Source organism: Paracoccus haematequi (assembly GCF_900631945.1).
GTDB classification, from domain to species: domain Bacteria; phylum Pseudomonadota; class Alphaproteobacteria; order Rhodobacterales; family Rhodobacteraceae; genus Paracoccus; species Paracoccus haematequi_A.
The window spans coordinates 13,094-27,412 of record NZ_UZWE01000026.1 but is presented as its reverse complement, the minus strand read 5'-3'; the positions used below and the strand labels follow the sequence as shown (position 1 = coordinate 27,412).

Annotated in this window: 16 protein-coding genes; 7 read left to right on the top strand and 9 right to left on the bottom strand. The window is 66.4% G+C overall.

Features of this window, described 5'->3' with window-relative positions:
- The first annotated feature begins 22 nt into the window (after positions 1 to 22).
- Complete coding sequence (locus tag PARHAE_RS07140; RefSeq protein ID WP_126153923.1) at positions 23 to 535, top strand: ATP-binding protein; 513 nt, start codon at positions 23 to 25, stop codon at positions 533 to 535.
- Here the strand turns inward: PARHAE_RS07140 and hspQ are convergent.
- The 7 genes from hspQ to PARHAE_RS07105 form a co-directional block, all read right to left on the bottom strand.
- On the bottom strand, positions 508 to 840 hold the full coding sequence (gene hspQ / locus PARHAE_RS07135; protein WP_126153922.1) for a heat shock protein HspQ: 333 nt from the start codon (positions 838 to 840) through the stop codon (positions 508 to 510). The genes PARHAE_RS07140 and hspQ overlap by 28 nt on opposite strands.
- Positions 841 to 961: 121 nt before the next feature.
- Positions 962 to 1,426, bottom strand: coding sequence for a CreA family protein (locus PARHAE_RS07130; RefSeq protein ID WP_126153921.1), 465 nt, complete (start codon positions 1,424 to 1,426; stop codon positions 962 to 964).
- Entirely contained in the window at positions 1,417 to 2,154 is a 738-nt protein-coding gene (locus tag PARHAE_RS07125; protein WP_126153920.1) for a metallophosphoesterase, read from the bottom strand. Before PARHAE_RS07125 ends, PARHAE_RS07130 begins: the two co-directional genes overlap by 10 nt.
- A 57-nt stretch (positions 2,155 to 2,211) precedes the next feature.
- The gene (serA, locus tag PARHAE_RS07120; protein WP_164555171.1) at positions 2,212 to 3,801 is read right to left on the bottom strand and encodes a phosphoglycerate dehydrogenase; all 1,590 of its coding nucleotides are present in this window, start codon (positions 3,799 to 3,801) and stop codon (positions 2,212 to 2,214) included.
- 95 nt (positions 3,802 to 3,896) lie between these two features.
- Entirely contained in the window at positions 3,897 to 5,045 is a 1,149-nt protein-coding gene (locus PARHAE_RS07115) for a phosphoserine transaminase (RefSeq protein WP_126153919.1), read from the bottom strand.
- 87 nt (positions 5,046 to 5,132) lie between these two features.
- Complete coding sequence (locus PARHAE_RS07110) at positions 5,133 to 5,786, bottom strand: YggS family pyridoxal phosphate-dependent enzyme (RefSeq protein WP_126153918.1); 654 nt, start codon at positions 5,784 to 5,786, stop codon at positions 5,133 to 5,135.
- Positions 5,787 to 5,856: 70 nt separating this feature from the next.
- Positions 5,857 to 6,876, bottom strand: coding sequence for a porin (locus tag PARHAE_RS07105; protein WP_126153917.1), 1,020 nt, complete (start codon positions 6,874 to 6,876; stop codon positions 5,857 to 5,859).
- Between the two features lie 255 nt (positions 6,877 to 7,131).
- On the opposite strand from PARHAE_RS07105, the gene PARHAE_RS07100 reads away from it, so the two are divergent.
- The 6 genes from PARHAE_RS07100 (at position 7,132) to PARHAE_RS07075 (ending at position 13,250) form a co-directional block, all read left to right on the top strand.
- On the top strand, positions 7,132 to 7,608 hold the full coding sequence (locus PARHAE_RS07100) for a DUF3576 domain-containing protein (RefSeq protein WP_126153916.1): 477 nt from the start codon (positions 7,132 to 7,134) through the stop codon (positions 7,606 to 7,608).
- 83 nt (positions 7,609 to 7,691) lie between these two features.
- A complete protein-coding gene (gene leuS / locus PARHAE_RS07095) occupies positions 7,692 to 10,229 on the top strand; it encodes a leucine--tRNA ligase (protein ID WP_126153915.1) in 2,538 nt (845 codons plus the stop codon).
- Positions 10,216 to 10,698, top strand: a complete 483-nt coding sequence (gene lptE / locus PARHAE_RS07090) for an LPS assembly lipoprotein LptE (RefSeq protein WP_126153914.1) — start codon at positions 10,216 to 10,218, stop codon at positions 10,696 to 10,698. Before leuS ends, lptE begins: the two co-directional genes overlap by 14 nt.
- A 7-nt stretch (positions 10,699 to 10,705) precedes the next feature.
- On the top strand, positions 10,706 to 11,734 hold the full coding sequence (gene holA / locus PARHAE_RS07085; RefSeq protein ID WP_126153913.1) for a DNA polymerase III subunit delta: 1,029 nt from the start codon (positions 10,706 to 10,708) through the stop codon (positions 11,732 to 11,734).
- On the top strand, positions 11,734 to 12,945 hold the full coding sequence (locus PARHAE_RS07080) for a BaiN/RdsA family NAD(P)/FAD-dependent oxidoreductase (RefSeq protein ID WP_126154081.1): 1,212 nt from the start codon (positions 11,734 to 11,736) through the stop codon (positions 12,943 to 12,945). The genes holA and PARHAE_RS07080 overlap by 1 nt, the downstream gene beginning before the upstream one ends.
- 86 nt (positions 12,946 to 13,031) lie before the next feature.
- Positions 13,032 to 13,250: a hypothetical protein gene (locus PARHAE_RS07075; protein WP_126153912.1), complete on the top strand. Its 219-nt coding sequence runs from the start codon at positions 13,032 to 13,034 to the stop codon at positions 13,248 to 13,250.
- 5 nt (positions 13,251 to 13,255) lie between these two features.
- Here PARHAE_RS07075 and PARHAE_RS07070 read toward each other — a convergent pair whose 3' ends face one another.
- Positions 13,256 to 13,669 (bottom strand): PaaI family thioesterase, encoded by a 414-nt coding sequence (locus PARHAE_RS07070; RefSeq protein WP_241232708.1) that lies wholly within the window; start codon positions 13,667 to 13,669, stop codon positions 13,256 to 13,258.
- 57 nt (positions 13,670 to 13,726) lie between these two features.
- Positions 13,727 to 14,308, bottom strand: a complete 582-nt coding sequence (locus PARHAE_RS07065; RefSeq protein WP_126153910.1) for a transglycosylase SLT domain-containing protein — start codon at positions 14,306 to 14,308, stop codon at positions 13,727 to 13,729.
- Positions 14,309 to 14,319: the final 11 nt, after the last annotated feature.

The window sequence follows — 14,319 nt, the reverse complement described above, 5'->3', positions numbered from 1 at the left end:
TTCCCAGACAGGAGTCGTTTTAATGAGTTCCACCGAACGGCAGAACGCCGGTCCGAAACCCCGCACGCTGACCCGCTCGCAGCCGATGTTCCACCGCGTGCTGCAAGCCGATCCCAATGACGTACGCCAGGCCCTGAAGGACCTGCGCGCCCGCTTCGCGCCCCAGCTCAGCGCCGACACCATGGGCCGGCTGGAACTGGTCCTGGCCGAGGTGATGAACAACGTGGTCGAACATGCCGAGCTTGCGCTGCTGCCGGACGCCATGTCGCGGTCGATCCACCTGTGCGTGGTCATGCACGACAACGGCCTGTCCTGCGCGATCACCGACGACGGCGGCCGGCTGCCGGCCGATTGCCTGCTGCCCCGCAACCTGCCCGTGATGGATCCGCTGGACCTTCCCGAAGGCGGCTTCGGCTGGTGCCTGATCCAGGGGCTGACGCAATCGCTGTGCTATTACCGCGAGGACCAGCGGAACTGCCTGGCCTTCATGGTCCCCTATCAGCAGTCTCAGTTCAGCGGACCCATCAGCGGATAGCGCCCGTCCTCGAAATCGCCGAACATCTCGAACACCTCGGGGTGGTCGAGGGGTTCGCCCGAATGGTCCGGGACCAGGTTCTGTTCCGAGACATAGGCGACGTAATAGGTCGCCTCGGTTTCGGCATACAGATGATAGAACGGCTGGTCCTTGGCCGGGCGCACGTCTTCCGGGATGGAATCGTACCATTCCTGAGTATTGGCGAATTCGGGATCCACATCGAAGATCACCCCGCGGAACGGCCTGTTCCGATGGCGAACCACCTGGCCCAATCCGTATTTGGCGATGCGATGCTGTCCGTGCATGGATATTCCGTAAGGCTTCGGGCCGGTCTGTCGGGCGTTTTAATCCGATACGACGATTCTGTCCATCGGATCGCCAGCATTTGCACGATTTCGTGGGGCAAGTCCGCCACAGGCCCTGGGCCTATCGGGCTGGCGCGTCGGTCCCGTCCTCGGGCAGCAGCGGCACGGTGGACATCGACATCTTGGCGGATCCTTCGGTCAATTCGCTGGCATGGGCCAGATAGACCAGAACGCGGTTTTCCGCGTCATAGATGCGCTTGACGCGCAGCGACTTGAACAGCAGCGACCGGCCCTCGCTGAACACCTCCTCGGGGCGGCCGGGGCGCAGGCCGCTGACATCCACGGCGCCGGTGCGGCTGCACTGGATGGCGCTGTTCGACGGATCCTCGAACCAGTTCCCCTGGCTGAGCCTGTCCAGCACGGACCGCTCGAAATAGGCCAGGTGGCAGGTGACGCCGCCGACCGCCGGGTCGGCCACGGCTTCGATCACGATGTCATTGCCGACCCAGTCGACGCCGATCTTGGCGATCTCCTCGGCCTGGGCCAGGGCGGGGGTCATCAGCAGGGCAAGGGCGATCAGTCGCATGGCAAATCCTGTGGTTCCAGCGGCACGCGGCCGTCATCGGTCAGCAGATACACCGCGTCCCGTTCGACGATCGCCGCGCAAAGCGGACGGCCATAGGCCGCGCCCCCGTCGACGTTCAGGCGGTTTCCGTAATGGGTGGCGGTCTGGATCGCGGTATGGCCGTGGACGACCAGCGGGCCGTGATCCACGGGGCTGTTCAGGAATCCCTGCCGGATCCAGACCAGATCCTCCTCGGCCTGGTCTTGCAGGTCCACGCCGGGACGGACGCCCGCATGAACGACCAGGGCCAGCGGATGCAGGAAATAGAGCGGCAGCGAGGCCAGGAAGGCGGCGTGGGCGGCGGGCACGGCGCGCTTGGCCTCGGCCAGCATCCGGTCGGGCGGCAGGGCGGGATCGACGCCATAGGACCGCAGCGTCTCCGGCGCGCCCAAGCCGGAATGCAGCGTCCAGTGCAGGCGCGAACTGAGGTCCGGATCCACCCAGTCGGGCTGCGACAGGTATTGCGGCAGGAAACGGTCGTGATTGCCCCGCGTGACGATCCAGGGCCGCCCCTGCGCCTGGCCGGTCATCAGGTAATCGACGACGCCGCGCGAATCCGGCCCCCGGTCGATCAGGTCGCCCACATGGGCGATCACCGCGTCCCGGCCGCCGTCGCGGAAGATGCGGTCATGCGCGGCCTTCAACTGGTCCAGATGCCCGTGGACATCGCCAATGACATAAAGCCGCATCACCGCCCCGCTGCAAGAAAAGCCGCGCCCCCTGCGTAAGGGGACGCGGCGGAATCGTCAAACCTCGAACTGCAAGCGGCGGGCTTGCAGGAACTTGCCGGTGTTCTGCAACGCCGCCAGGGCCGCGTCGCTGATCGCCTCGTCCAGGTACAGGATGGCGATGGCGTCGTTCCCCTCGGCCGACCGGCCCAGGGTGAAGTTGGCGATGTTCACGCCCAGATCGCCCAGCGTCATTCCCAGGGCGCCGATGACCCCCGGCACGTCCTTGTTGCGGGTATACAGCATGTGCTGCCCGACCTCGGCGTCGATATTGATGCCGCGGATCTGGATGAAGCGCGGCTTGCCGTCGCTGAAGACGGTGCCGGCGATGGACCGCTCGCGCGTGTCGGTGACGACGGTCAGCTTGATATAGCCTTCGAACACGCCCGCCTTGTCCTGGGTGGTGGTGGCCACCTGCACGCCGCGTTCCTTGGCCATCACCGGGGCCGAGACCATGTTCACGTCCGGGTTCGTGGCCTTCATCACGCCCGCGATCACGGCGGCGTTCAGCGCGTTCAGGTTCATCGTCGCGGCGACGCCGTCATACAGGACATTGATCGCCTTGATCGGCTCGTCGGTCATCTGGCCCACGAAGGCGCCCAGATGCCCTGCCAGCTTGATCCAGGGGCCCATGACGGCGGCTTCCTCGGCCGTGACCGAGGGCATGTTCAGCGCGTTCTGCACCGCGCCCGTCAGCAGATAATCCGACATCTGCTCGGCCACTTGCAGGGCTACGTTTTCTTGCGCCTCGGTGGTGGACGCGCCCAGATGCGGGGTCACGACCACGTTCGGCAGGTTGAACAGCGGGCTGGCGGTGGCAGGTTCCACGGCGAAGACGTCGAAGGCGGCGCCCGCGACGCGGCCGTCCTTCAGCGCCTCGGCCAGGGCTTCTTCGTCGACCAGGCCGCCGCGCGCGCAGTTGATGATGCGCACGCCGGGCTTCAGCTTGGCGATGGCCTCGCGCGACAGGATGTTCTTCGTCTTCTCGGTCAAGGGGACGTGGAAGGTGATGAAGTCCGCCTTTGCCAGCAGATCGTCCAGTTCGACCTTGGTGACGCCGATCTCCTTGGCGCGTTCGGGCGACAGGAAGGGGTCATAGGCCAGCACCTTCATGTGCAGCCCCAAAGCGCGGTCGATGACGATCGACCCGATATTCCCCGCCCCGATCACGCCCAGGGTCTTGTTGAACAGCTCGACCCCCATGAAGCGGTTCTTCTCCCACTTCCCGGCATGGGTGCTGGCGCTGGCCTCGGGCAGTTGCCGGGCGACGGCGAACATCATGGCGATGGCGTGTTCGGCGGTGGTCACGCTGTTGCCGAAAGGCGTGTTCATCACGATCACGCCCTTTTTCGACGCCGCCGGAATGTCCACGTTGTCCACGCCGATCCCGGCCCGGCCGATGACCTTGAGATTGGTGGCCTTCTCCAGAAGCTTTTCGGTCACCTTCGTCGCGGACCGGATCGCCAGCCCGTCATACTGCCCGATCACCTCGGCCAGCTTTTCCTTGTCCTTGCCCAGATCGGGCAGGTAATCCACCTCGACGCCGCGGTCGCGAAAGATCTGGACGGCGGTTTCCGACAGCTTGTCGGACACGAGAACCTTCGGCATGTCGTTCATCCTCATATGCCGCACCCTTCACCCAAGGGCGCTATTCATCTTCGTGGAAATATCCTGGGGGTCCGGGGGGAAAGCCCCCGGCTTGGTTACGCTTGCGCGGCCAGTTCGGCCCGATAGGCCCATTCGATCCAGGGCATCAGCGCCGCGACATCGCTGGTCTCGACGGTCGATCCGCACCAGATCCGCAGGCCCGCCGGCGCCTCGCGATAGGCGCCCGCATCCAGCGCCACGCCTTCCTTTTCCAGCCGCTTGTCGACGGCCTTGGCGAAGGCGGCGCCGTCCTTGATGGCCGGATCGGTGAAGCGCAGGCAGACGCTGGTGTTCGAACCCGTCGCCGGATCCTCGGCCAGATCGGCGATCCAGTCCTTGTCCGCGATGAAGTCGCGCACGGCGGCGGCATTAGCATCGGCGCGCGCGATCAGCGCCTTCACACCGCCCAGCGACTGCGCCCATTTCAAAGCGACCAGATAATCCTCGACCGCCAGCATCGAGGGCGTGTTGATCGTTTCGCCCTTGAAGATGCCCTCGATCAGCTTGCCGCCCTTGGTCATGCGGAAGATCTTGGGCAGCGGCCAGGCGGGGGTATAGGTCTCCAGCCGTTCCACCGCGCGGGGCGACAGGATCAGCATCCCATGCGCGCCCTCGCCGCCCAGCACCTTCTGCCAGCTGAAGGTGACCACATCCAGCTTGTCGAAGGGCAGGTCCATCGCGAAGGCCGCGCTGGTCGCGTCGCAAATGGTCAGGCCCGCGCGGTCGGCGGGGATCGCATCGCCGTTCGGGACACGCACGCCGCTGGTGGTGCCGTTCCAGGTGAAGACCACATCCTTGTCGAAGTCGACCTGCGCGAAATCGACGATCCTGCCGTAATCGGCCTTGCGGACGGTCGCATCCAGCTTCAGCTGCTTGACGGCATCGGTGACCCAGCCTTCGCCAAAGCTTTCCCAGGCCAGCATCTCGACCGGGCGGGCGCCCAGCAGCGACCACATCGCCATCTCGACCGCGCCGGTGTCGGAACCGGGGACGATGCCGATGCGGTAATCGGCGGGAACGCCCAGAACTTCGCGCGTCAGATCGATCGCCTCGGCCAGCTTCGCCTTGCCGACAGCGGCACGGTGAGAGCGGCCCAGCGGCGCATCCGCAAGCAGGTCCAGGGTGTAATGGGGGATTTTGGCGCAAGGGCCAGAGGAGAAGCGCGGATTGACCGGGCGCGCAGCCGGGATCGTCAGATCCTTCATGTCAGCCTTCCAGCTAAAAGCCCTTCGTTGGGGAAGGGTGTCCCGCCGCCGGACATACGCGGGGCGGCGGCGTTTCGCAAGAGGAAATCAGCCGTAGTCGCGGGCGCCAAAGAGGGCCGATCCCACGCGCACATGGGTCGCGCCCTCGGCGATGGCGGTTTCGAAATCCGCGCTCATTCCCATGGACAGGTTCGGCAGCCCGTGATCCGCAGCAAGGCGGCGCAGCAGGCGGAAATGGGGCAGGGGATCCTGGTCCTCGGGCGGGATGCACATGAGGCCTTGGGGCGACAGGCCCAGGTCGCGGCAGGAGGACAGGAAGACCGGCAGTTCGTCGGCGAGGATTCCGGCCTTCTGCGGCTCGTCCCCGGTATTGACCTGGATGAACAGCCGGGGGCTGCGGCCCTGGTCGGCGATCTGCTGGGCCAGCTTGCGGGCGAGGGTCATGCGGTCCAGGGTGTGGATGGCGTCGAACAGTTCGACCGCCGCGCGGGCCTTGTTGGATTGCAGCGGGCCGATCATGTGCAATTCGACCCCCGGATAGGCGGCGCGCCAGCCGGGCCATTTGCCCTGCGCCTCTTGCACATAGTTTTCGCCGAAGACGCGCTGACCTGCGTCCAGCACGGTTGTCACGCGATCCGCAGGCTGCACCTTGCTGACAGCGATCAGCGTGACGCTGCCGGGCGCGCGTCCGGCCCGTTCCTCGGCCGCGGCGATGCGGCGCCTGATGTCATCCAGTCCCATGATGCGACAAGACAAAAAGAAAAGAGCGGGCGCAAGGCCCGCTCTTGAGTTTGGCATCCGATCTTGTGGATCAGAAGTCGAAGCGCACGCCAAAGTCGGCGGTCACGTTTTCAGCATAGTCGCGCTGCAGCGAGGCACCCAGACGGGCACCGCCCAGGTCGTAGTTGACGCCGATACCGAACGCATTGTCGGTTTCATTGGCATCGTTGTTGTTGTTGGCGATATAGGCTTCGATGTTGGTCAGGCCATCGGCCAGGGTGTAGTCGCCATACAGGGCGAAGGTTTGGCCATCGTAGCCATCTTCGTCGTCGCCGGCGTCAACATAGTTCAGGCCGATGCGGGCGTTTTCCATAACGGCGTAACGGGCACCCACGAAGAAGATGTCGTTGCCGTCGATCCCGCCGCCGTTCCAAGCTGCGGCAGCCGAGAGTTCCAGACGCTCGTTCCAGGTATAGTCGACCGAGATGCTGAACTCTTCTTCCAGATCGGCATTCGGATTGGAGACAACATCGACGACGCCGTCGCCGTCGAGGTCGATGCCGACACCGCGGTCATAGCGCTGATCCGGGTCCACATACGACGCTTGCACTTCCAGATCGCCGACCGAGTAGAGCGCGCGGATGCCGACGCGACCGACTTCGTCCTGGTCGTATTCGCCGGTGTGATACGAGAAGAAGTTGCCGGTCACGTCGCTGAAGCCGACCGAGCGGTCATAGGAACCCAGTTCGGTCGCGTAGATCAGGCCGTTCGAGTCGAACGCAGTGTCGACGTTACCGATTTCAACGGTCAGGCCGCTGGCGGTCACGTACAGCTTGCCGGCGTTGGTCGCGCCGCGCTGACCACGGTCGTCATCGCGGTTCTGGTCCCACTGCAGACGGAAGCGGGCACCGAAGTCGACGCCTTGGTCGGTGGAGGTCGCGGCGTCGATGTTCATCCGCAGGCGCGAGATGATCTGGGTCTCGTTAACGTTCGAGTCGTCGTTTTCGTAATAGATCACGCCAGTCCGGCCGTAACCCGAGATGGTCACGTCGGCGGCGGCGACGCCGGCGGTCAGGACCAGCGCGGTGGAGGCGATAAGAGCCTTTTTCATGGTCAAGTTCCCTCTTGTCTCTCTGATGCCCAAACCGGCATTACCGCCTTGGGTATGCTGTTTGTTTCCCCCGTCCGTCCCCGTGATGCAACGGAATCGCGCCGCTGCGCCGGCCTTGGCGGATTCTGTGATGCACAAGGGCCACACCTTTGCGTGATGCTGCCGTCGGACGCTTCGGCGGACGCGGGCCAAGGCGCTTGTGGGGCGGGGGCGATCCGCGCTAAAGCTGCGCCAACGCGAAAAACGGGGGACCGCATGAAAACCGCACAAGCCGCGCGCCTGATCATCGCAGCGACGCTTTGCGCCGGGCTGGCCGCCTGCGGCGGCCGCGGGGGTCCGAATCTCGGCCCCCAGGACAGCCCCGACATGCGCCCCGAGGTCCGGGGCACGACGATCTGGGACACGTTCCGCAATTCCGAAAACCCCAACACCACCGTCGGCGTGAACAAGTATCTGTGGAACGCCAGCCTTGAGGTGCTGAACTTCCTGCCGGTGCAGTCGGTCGATCCGTTCACCGGCGTCATCCAGACCGGATATGGCACGCCCCCAGGCGGCGGGCGGTCCTATCGCGCGACGATCAAGATCGCCGATCCGGCCCTGGACGCGCGCAGCCTGAAGCTGTCGCTGCAAGGTCCGGGCGGGGCGGCGGTGGAACCCGGCACCGTCCGCGCGGTCGAGGACGCGATCCTGACCCGCGCCCGGCAGTTGCGGATCCAGGACGGACGGCTGTAGGCGCGCGGCACCCCCGCCCACTGGACCCGTCCCGTCGCGCCGTATAAACCCGGCCGCGACGAATGACGCCAAAGGTCCGCACCATGCCCTATGATCCCTCCAGCAGCGAATCCCGGTGGCAGCAGGCCTGGGACCAGGCCGGCAGCTTCACCGCCACCCGCGACCAGCGGCCGAAATATTATGTGCTGGAGATGTTCCCCTATCCCTCGGGGCGCATCCACATGGGCCATGTGCGCAACTACACGATGGGCGACGTGGTGGCCCGCTTCAAGCGGGCGCAGGGGTATTCGGTGCTGCACCCGATGGGCTGGGATGCCTTCGGAATGCCGGCCGAGAATGCCGCGATGGAACAGGGCGGCCATCCGCGCGACTGGACCTATGCCAATATCGCCACCATGCGCGGCCAGTTGAAGCCGCTGGGCCTGTCCATCGACTGGTCCCGCGAATTCGCCACCTGCGACGACGCTTATGTGGCCCAGCAGCAGGCGCTGTTCCTGGACATGCTTCAGGCGGGGCTGATCACCCGCAAGTCGGCGCAGGTGAACTGGGATCCGGTCGACATGACCGTGCTGGCCAACGAGCAGGTGATCGACGGCAAGGGCTGGCGATCCGGTGCCACGGTGGAGCGGCGCGAGCTGACGCAGTGGTTCTTCCGCATCTCGGATTATTCCGATGAACTGCTGTCGGCGCTGGACGGGCTGACCGGCTGGCCGGAAAAGGTGCGGCTGATGCAGTCGAACTGGATCGGCAAGTCGCGCGGGCTGCAATTCCGGTTCGAAACCGTCGATGCGCCCGAGGACTTCGCGCAGATCGAGGTTTATACGACCCGGCCCGACACGCTGATGGGGGCATCTTTCGTCGCGCTGTCGCCGGATCACCCGCTGGTCCGCGACCTGGCCGCCGCCGATCCGAAGGTCGCGGCGTTCGTCGAGGACTGCCGCAAGATCGGCACGACCGAGGAAGCCATCGAGACCGCGCCCAAGCTGGGCTTCGACACCGGCCTGACGGTCCGCCACCCGCTGGATTCCGACTGGCAGTTGCCGATCTGGATCGCGAATTTCGTGCTGATGGATTACGGCACCGGCGCGATCTTCGGCAGCCCCGCCCATGACGAACGCGACCATGAATTCGCCACGAAATACGGATTGCCGATCCGCGCCACTTTCGGTGAACGCGGCATGACACGGGATCAGGCCGATGCGCTGGTGGCCAAGGCCCCCTTCGTGCCGCTGAAGTCCGAGACCGTCACCTATGTGCGCGGCTTCGCGGGTCCGGCCGACCAGACCGGAGAGGCTGCGGTGGACGCCGCCATCGCCCATGCCGAGGCGGCGGGCTATGGCCAGGGCGTGACGAAATTCCGCCTGCGCGATTGGGGCATCTCGCGCCAGCGCTATTGGGGCTGCCCGATCCCGGTGCTGCATTGCGACGCCTGCGGCACGGTGCCCGAGGCCAAGGAGAACCTGCCGGTCCTGCTGCCTCAGGACGTGACGTTCGACGTGCCGGGCAACCCGTTGGACCGCCACCCGACCTGGCGCCAGGCCACCTGCCCGCAATGCGGCGGCCCGGCCCGGCGCGAGACGGACACGATGGACACCTTCGTCGATTCGTCCTGGTACTACGCGCGCTTCACCAGCCCCCATGCCGCGATGCCGACCGACCGCGCGGATGCCGACTACTGGATGAATGTCGACCAGTATATCGGCGGGATCGAACACGCGATCCTGCACCTGCTCTATTCCCGGTTCTTCGCCCGCGCGATGGTCAAGACCGGCCACCTGCCCGAAAGCGCCAAGGAGCCGTTCGACGCGCTGTTCACGCAAGGCATGGTGACGCACGAGATCTACAAGACCACCGACGACCGGGGGCGGCCAGTGTATCACCTGCCCGAGGATGTGACCGACGGCAGGCTTGCGGATGGCACCCCGGTCGAGATCATCCCCTCGGCCAAGATGTCGAAATCGAAGAAGAACGTGGTCGATCCGGTCAACATCGTCGCCAATTTCGGCGCCGACACCGCGCGCTGGTTCATGCTGTCCGACAGCCCGCCCGAACGCGACGTGGAATGGACCGCCGCAGGCGCCGAGGCCGCGAACAAGTTCCTGGCCCGCGTCTGGCGTCTGGCCGATGAGGTTGGGGAGGGCGGCGACGATCCCGACCTGACGCGCGCCGCGCATCGGGCCGTCGCAGATGTGACCCGCGCCATCGAGGGCTTCGCCTTCAACAAGGCCGTGGCGAAAATCTATGAACTGGCAAACGCGATCGGCAAATCGAAGGCAGGCGGTGAAAGCCGCCGCGCGGTGCTGCGGATCCTGGCGCAACTGATGGGGCCGATGGTGCCGCATCTGGCCGAGGATGTCTGGGCCATGGCGGGCGGGCAGGGGCTGCTGGTCGATGCGCCATGGCCGAAGGCGGATCCGGCGATGCTGGAGGACGATACCGTCACCCTGCCGATCCAGATCAATGGCAAGCGCCGGGCCGAGATCAGCGTCGCCAGGGACATGCCCAAGGACCAGATCGAGGCGCTGGTGCTGGCCGACGAAACGGTGCTGAAGTTCCTGGAAGGCGCGCCGCCCAAGAAGCTGATCGTGGTGCCGGGGCGGATCGTCAATGTGGTCGCCTGACCGCCGGACCGCGCTGCTGGGGCTGCTGGCACTGGCGGGCTGCGGGCTGACGCCGGTCTATGGCCCCGGCGGTGCAGGTCGCCGGCTGTTCGGCAAGGTCCGGCCGCGCGATCCGCAAACCTATCAGGATTTCGCCTTCAACCGTCGCCTGGGCGAACGGCTGGGCGGCGAGGGGTCGGACTATGATCTGGATTACCGGCTGAATGTCGGCGTGGTGGCGCAGGCGATCACCCCGGACGAGGTGACGAATCGCTATTCGCTGAATGGCACCGCCGATTTCGTGCTGAAGGATCGCGCGGGACGGGTGCTGACGCAGGGGCGGGTCAGCAATTTCTCGTCCTACTCCACCACCGGCACGACCATCGCCACGCTGTCAGCAGAAGGCGATGCGCGGTCGCGGCTGGCCGAGATGCTGGCCGATCAGGTCGTCACGCGGCTGCTGGCGGCGTCCGCGCAACTGCCCGGATGACCGGCGCATGATCCTCAAGGGGGCGGAAATCGCGCGCTATCTGGCGCGGCCCGATCCCTCGCGCCCGGCGCTGCTGATCCATGGGCAGGACGCGATGCGCGTCGCCATGAAGCGGGCCGAGGCGGTCAAGGCGTTGGTTGGCGAGAAGGCCGACGAGGAGATGCGCCTGACCCGCCTGCCCGGCGCGGGATTGCGCAAGGATCCCGCGCAATTGCTGGATGCGGTCAAGGAGGTCGGCTTCTTTCCCGGCCCCCGCGTCGTGCTGGTCGAGGATACGCCCGACACCGCCGCCGACGCGATTCGCGCGGCGCTGGCCGATTGGCGGGCGGGTGACGCGGTGATCGTGGTGACGGCGGGGGGCTTGGGTAAATCCTCGGCCCTGCGAAAGCTGTTCGAGCCGCATCCCGCCGCCGTGACCGCGCCGATCTATGACGATCCTCCGGGCGAGGAAGAAGTCTCGCGCTGGCTGGCCGATGCCGGGCTGCGCCAGGTGCCGCCGCCCGCGATGAAGGACATGATGGCGCTGGCCCGCGCGCTGGATCCGGGCGATCTGCGGCAGACGATCGAGAAGATCGGGCTTTACAAGCATGGCGACGACACGCCCCTGACGCCCCAGGAAATCGCCCTGATGGCCCCCGCTACCATCGAGGCCGATCTGGACGAGTTGATCCATATCGTCGCCGAACGGCGCGAGGCGGAATTCGGCCCGATGATGCGACGGATCGAGGCGCAGGGAGTGAATCCGGTCACGCTGTGCATCGCCGCGCTGCGCCATTTCCGCGCCCTGCACGCCGCCGCCGCCGATCCCGCCGGGCCGGGTGCCGCGTTGTGGCGGATGCGGCCGCCGGTCTTCGGCCCCCGCCGCGACCGGATGGAGCGGCAGGCCCAGGGCTGGGGCATGGCGCCGCTGGAAGAGGCGGTGCGGTCGCTGCTGGACTGCGACCTGACGCTGCGCAGTTCGACCCGCGCGCCGCAGATGGCGCTGATCGAACGCGCGCTGATCCGGCTGGCGATGACCCCTCGGGGGCGCCGGTGATCGAAGCGGTCGATGCGCTGGTGATCGGCGCGGGACCGGCGGGGCTGATGGCGGCCGAGGCGCTGGCCGCGCCGGGGCGCCGCGTCGTGGTGGCCGAGGCGATGCCGACGCCGGCGCGGAAATTCCTGATGGCGGGGAAGTCGGGGCTGAACCTGACCAAGGACGAGCCGTTCGAGGCGTTCGTGCAACGGTTTCGCTGTGGCAGCGGGGGCTGTCTGCCCCCGCACCCCCGAGGATATTTTCCCACAGAAGATGAGGCATTCGGGCCTGAGGAGGTCATGGCCTGGGCGCGGGGCCTTGGAATCGAGTTGTTCACGGGATCGACGGGGCGGGTGTTTCCGGTGGGCATGAAGGCCTCGCCTTTGCTGCGGGCCTGGCTGGCGCGGTTGGATGCGGCGGGGGTGGAACTGCGCACGCGGTGGCGGTGGATCGGGGGCGGCTTCCGGTTCCAGACACCCGAGGGGGTGGCAGAGATCGCGCCGCGCGTCACGGTGCTGGCGCTGGGCGGGGCAAGCTGGCCCCGTTTGGGATCGGATGCGGCCTGGGTGCCGTGGTTGCAGGCGACAGGGGTCGGCGTGGCGCCGTTCCGGCCCGCGAATATGGGGTTCCGCGTGGATTGGTCGCCGCAGATGGCGCGGCATTTCGGAGTGGCGGTCAAGGGGACCGCGCTGCGGGCGGGCGATCTGGCCAGCCGGGGCGAGTGGGTCATCGGCCGTGCCGGGATCGAGGGGGGCGGAATCTATGAGATCTCGGCCGCGATGCGGGACGGCGCGGAAGGGCGGGTCGATCTGGCGCCGGATCTGGACCATCCGACGCTGGCGGCGCGATTCGCCAGGCCCAAGGGGAGGCTGTCGTTGGGAAACTGGCTGCGCCGGGTGCTGGACGATCCGGTCAAGGTCGCGCTGCTGCTGGAATGGGGCAAGCCCTTGCCCGCTGATGCCGCGGGTTGGGCGGCCCTTGCCAAGGCCCTGCCGCTGCGTCATGCGGGGGCGATGGGAATTGGGACGGCGATCTCCACTGCCGGGGGGGTGACCTGGGATTCGCTGACTCGGAACCGGGAACTGCGTGCCCTGCCAGGTGTCTTCGTGGCCGGAGAGATGCTGGACTGGGAAGCGCCGACCGGCGGTTATCTTCTGACCGCCTGCCTGGGCAGCGGGCTGCACGCAGGACGGGCAGCGGCGCGGCGGCTTGTCGCCCTGGACGTTGGCTGAATCCTGCGCGGCTTGATAGGACAGCGATCATGACCTAAGCTGTGGGCATGGGAGGAGAGCACTTTTGCCAGGCAAGGGGTTTTCCGATGGCCTACACGATCACCCATTTCTCGCCCGAGACGCGCAGCCGCATTGACGCCTTTTTCAACCGCTTCGGCCAAGGCATGAATGCCTATCTGGAAGCGCGCGCGCGGTCCGCGCAGATCGAGGCGCTGGAGGCGAAATCCGACGCCGAACTGGCGCGCATGGGCCTGACCCGCGACCGGATCGTCGCCCATGTGTTCCGCGACACCTACTGGATCTGACTGGGTCAGTCCTTCCAGTCGATCACCATCTGAGTCTGTGTGACGATGGCCGCCGCCTTGCCGTCGCCGCGCGTGATGGTGGTCTGCCAGATCTGCGTCGTCCGGCCGATATGCAGCGGCAGGCTGACGGCGCGGGCCACGTCGCCCAGCCGGATCGGACGCAGGAAATTGGTCTTGCTTTCCAGCGTGGTGGTGGTCTTGCCCTCGGGCAGGTTCAGGAAGGTGCCGGTGCCCCCGGCATTGTCGGCCAGGCCCATGATCGCGCCGCCGTGCAGGACGCCGTTGCGGTTGGCAAGCGCCCGCGTGACGGGCATTTCGAATTCCACGCGTTCCGGCGTGGCGCTGACCAGACGTGCGCCGATATGCAGGGCGAATTCCGGCTGGTCCTGCGGTTCGCGCTTGATGGGATCGTCGTTCACGGGGGCTTCCTTCCGCTGCCCGGCCATATCAACCGGGCAGGGCGCCAAGGGCAAGCGTCACGATTTGCGGCAGGCCACAAGCTGCGCGCGATACATCTGCGCGCGCTGTCCGACCTGGTTCGCCACCCGCACCAGCCAGGGCTTCGACAGATAGGATTGGCGTGCGAATCCCGACCGGCCCTCGTGATAGGCCAGGTACTGCCCCGCCGCGTCCCATTTCGAGATGCCCAGGCGGCGCGTGGAATTGTGCATGTACCAACCCATGAAATCCGTCGCATGGCGGATGTTGTCGCGCTTGGCGCGGCGGTTGCCGGTTTCCTTCTGGTATTCCTCCCACGTGCCGTCCAGTGCCTGGGAATAGCCGAAGGCGCTGGACTGGCGGCCGATGGGAATCACCCCAAGCGCATATTGATGCGGCGTCCGCGCGTCGCCGATGAACTTCGATTCCTGGTGGATCGTGGCCATCTGCACATGGATCGGGATGCCCCATTTGCGTTCGGTGGCCTTCATCGCCCGGTAATAGGCGGGCCGTTCCGCCACGATGGCGCAAGCGTTGTCCAATTGCCGGGGCGCCGAATAGTTGCCGCCGCCGCATGACGCGACCAGCCCGACGATCGCGAGTTTCAGAAGCCTGCTCATCCTGCCCTCTT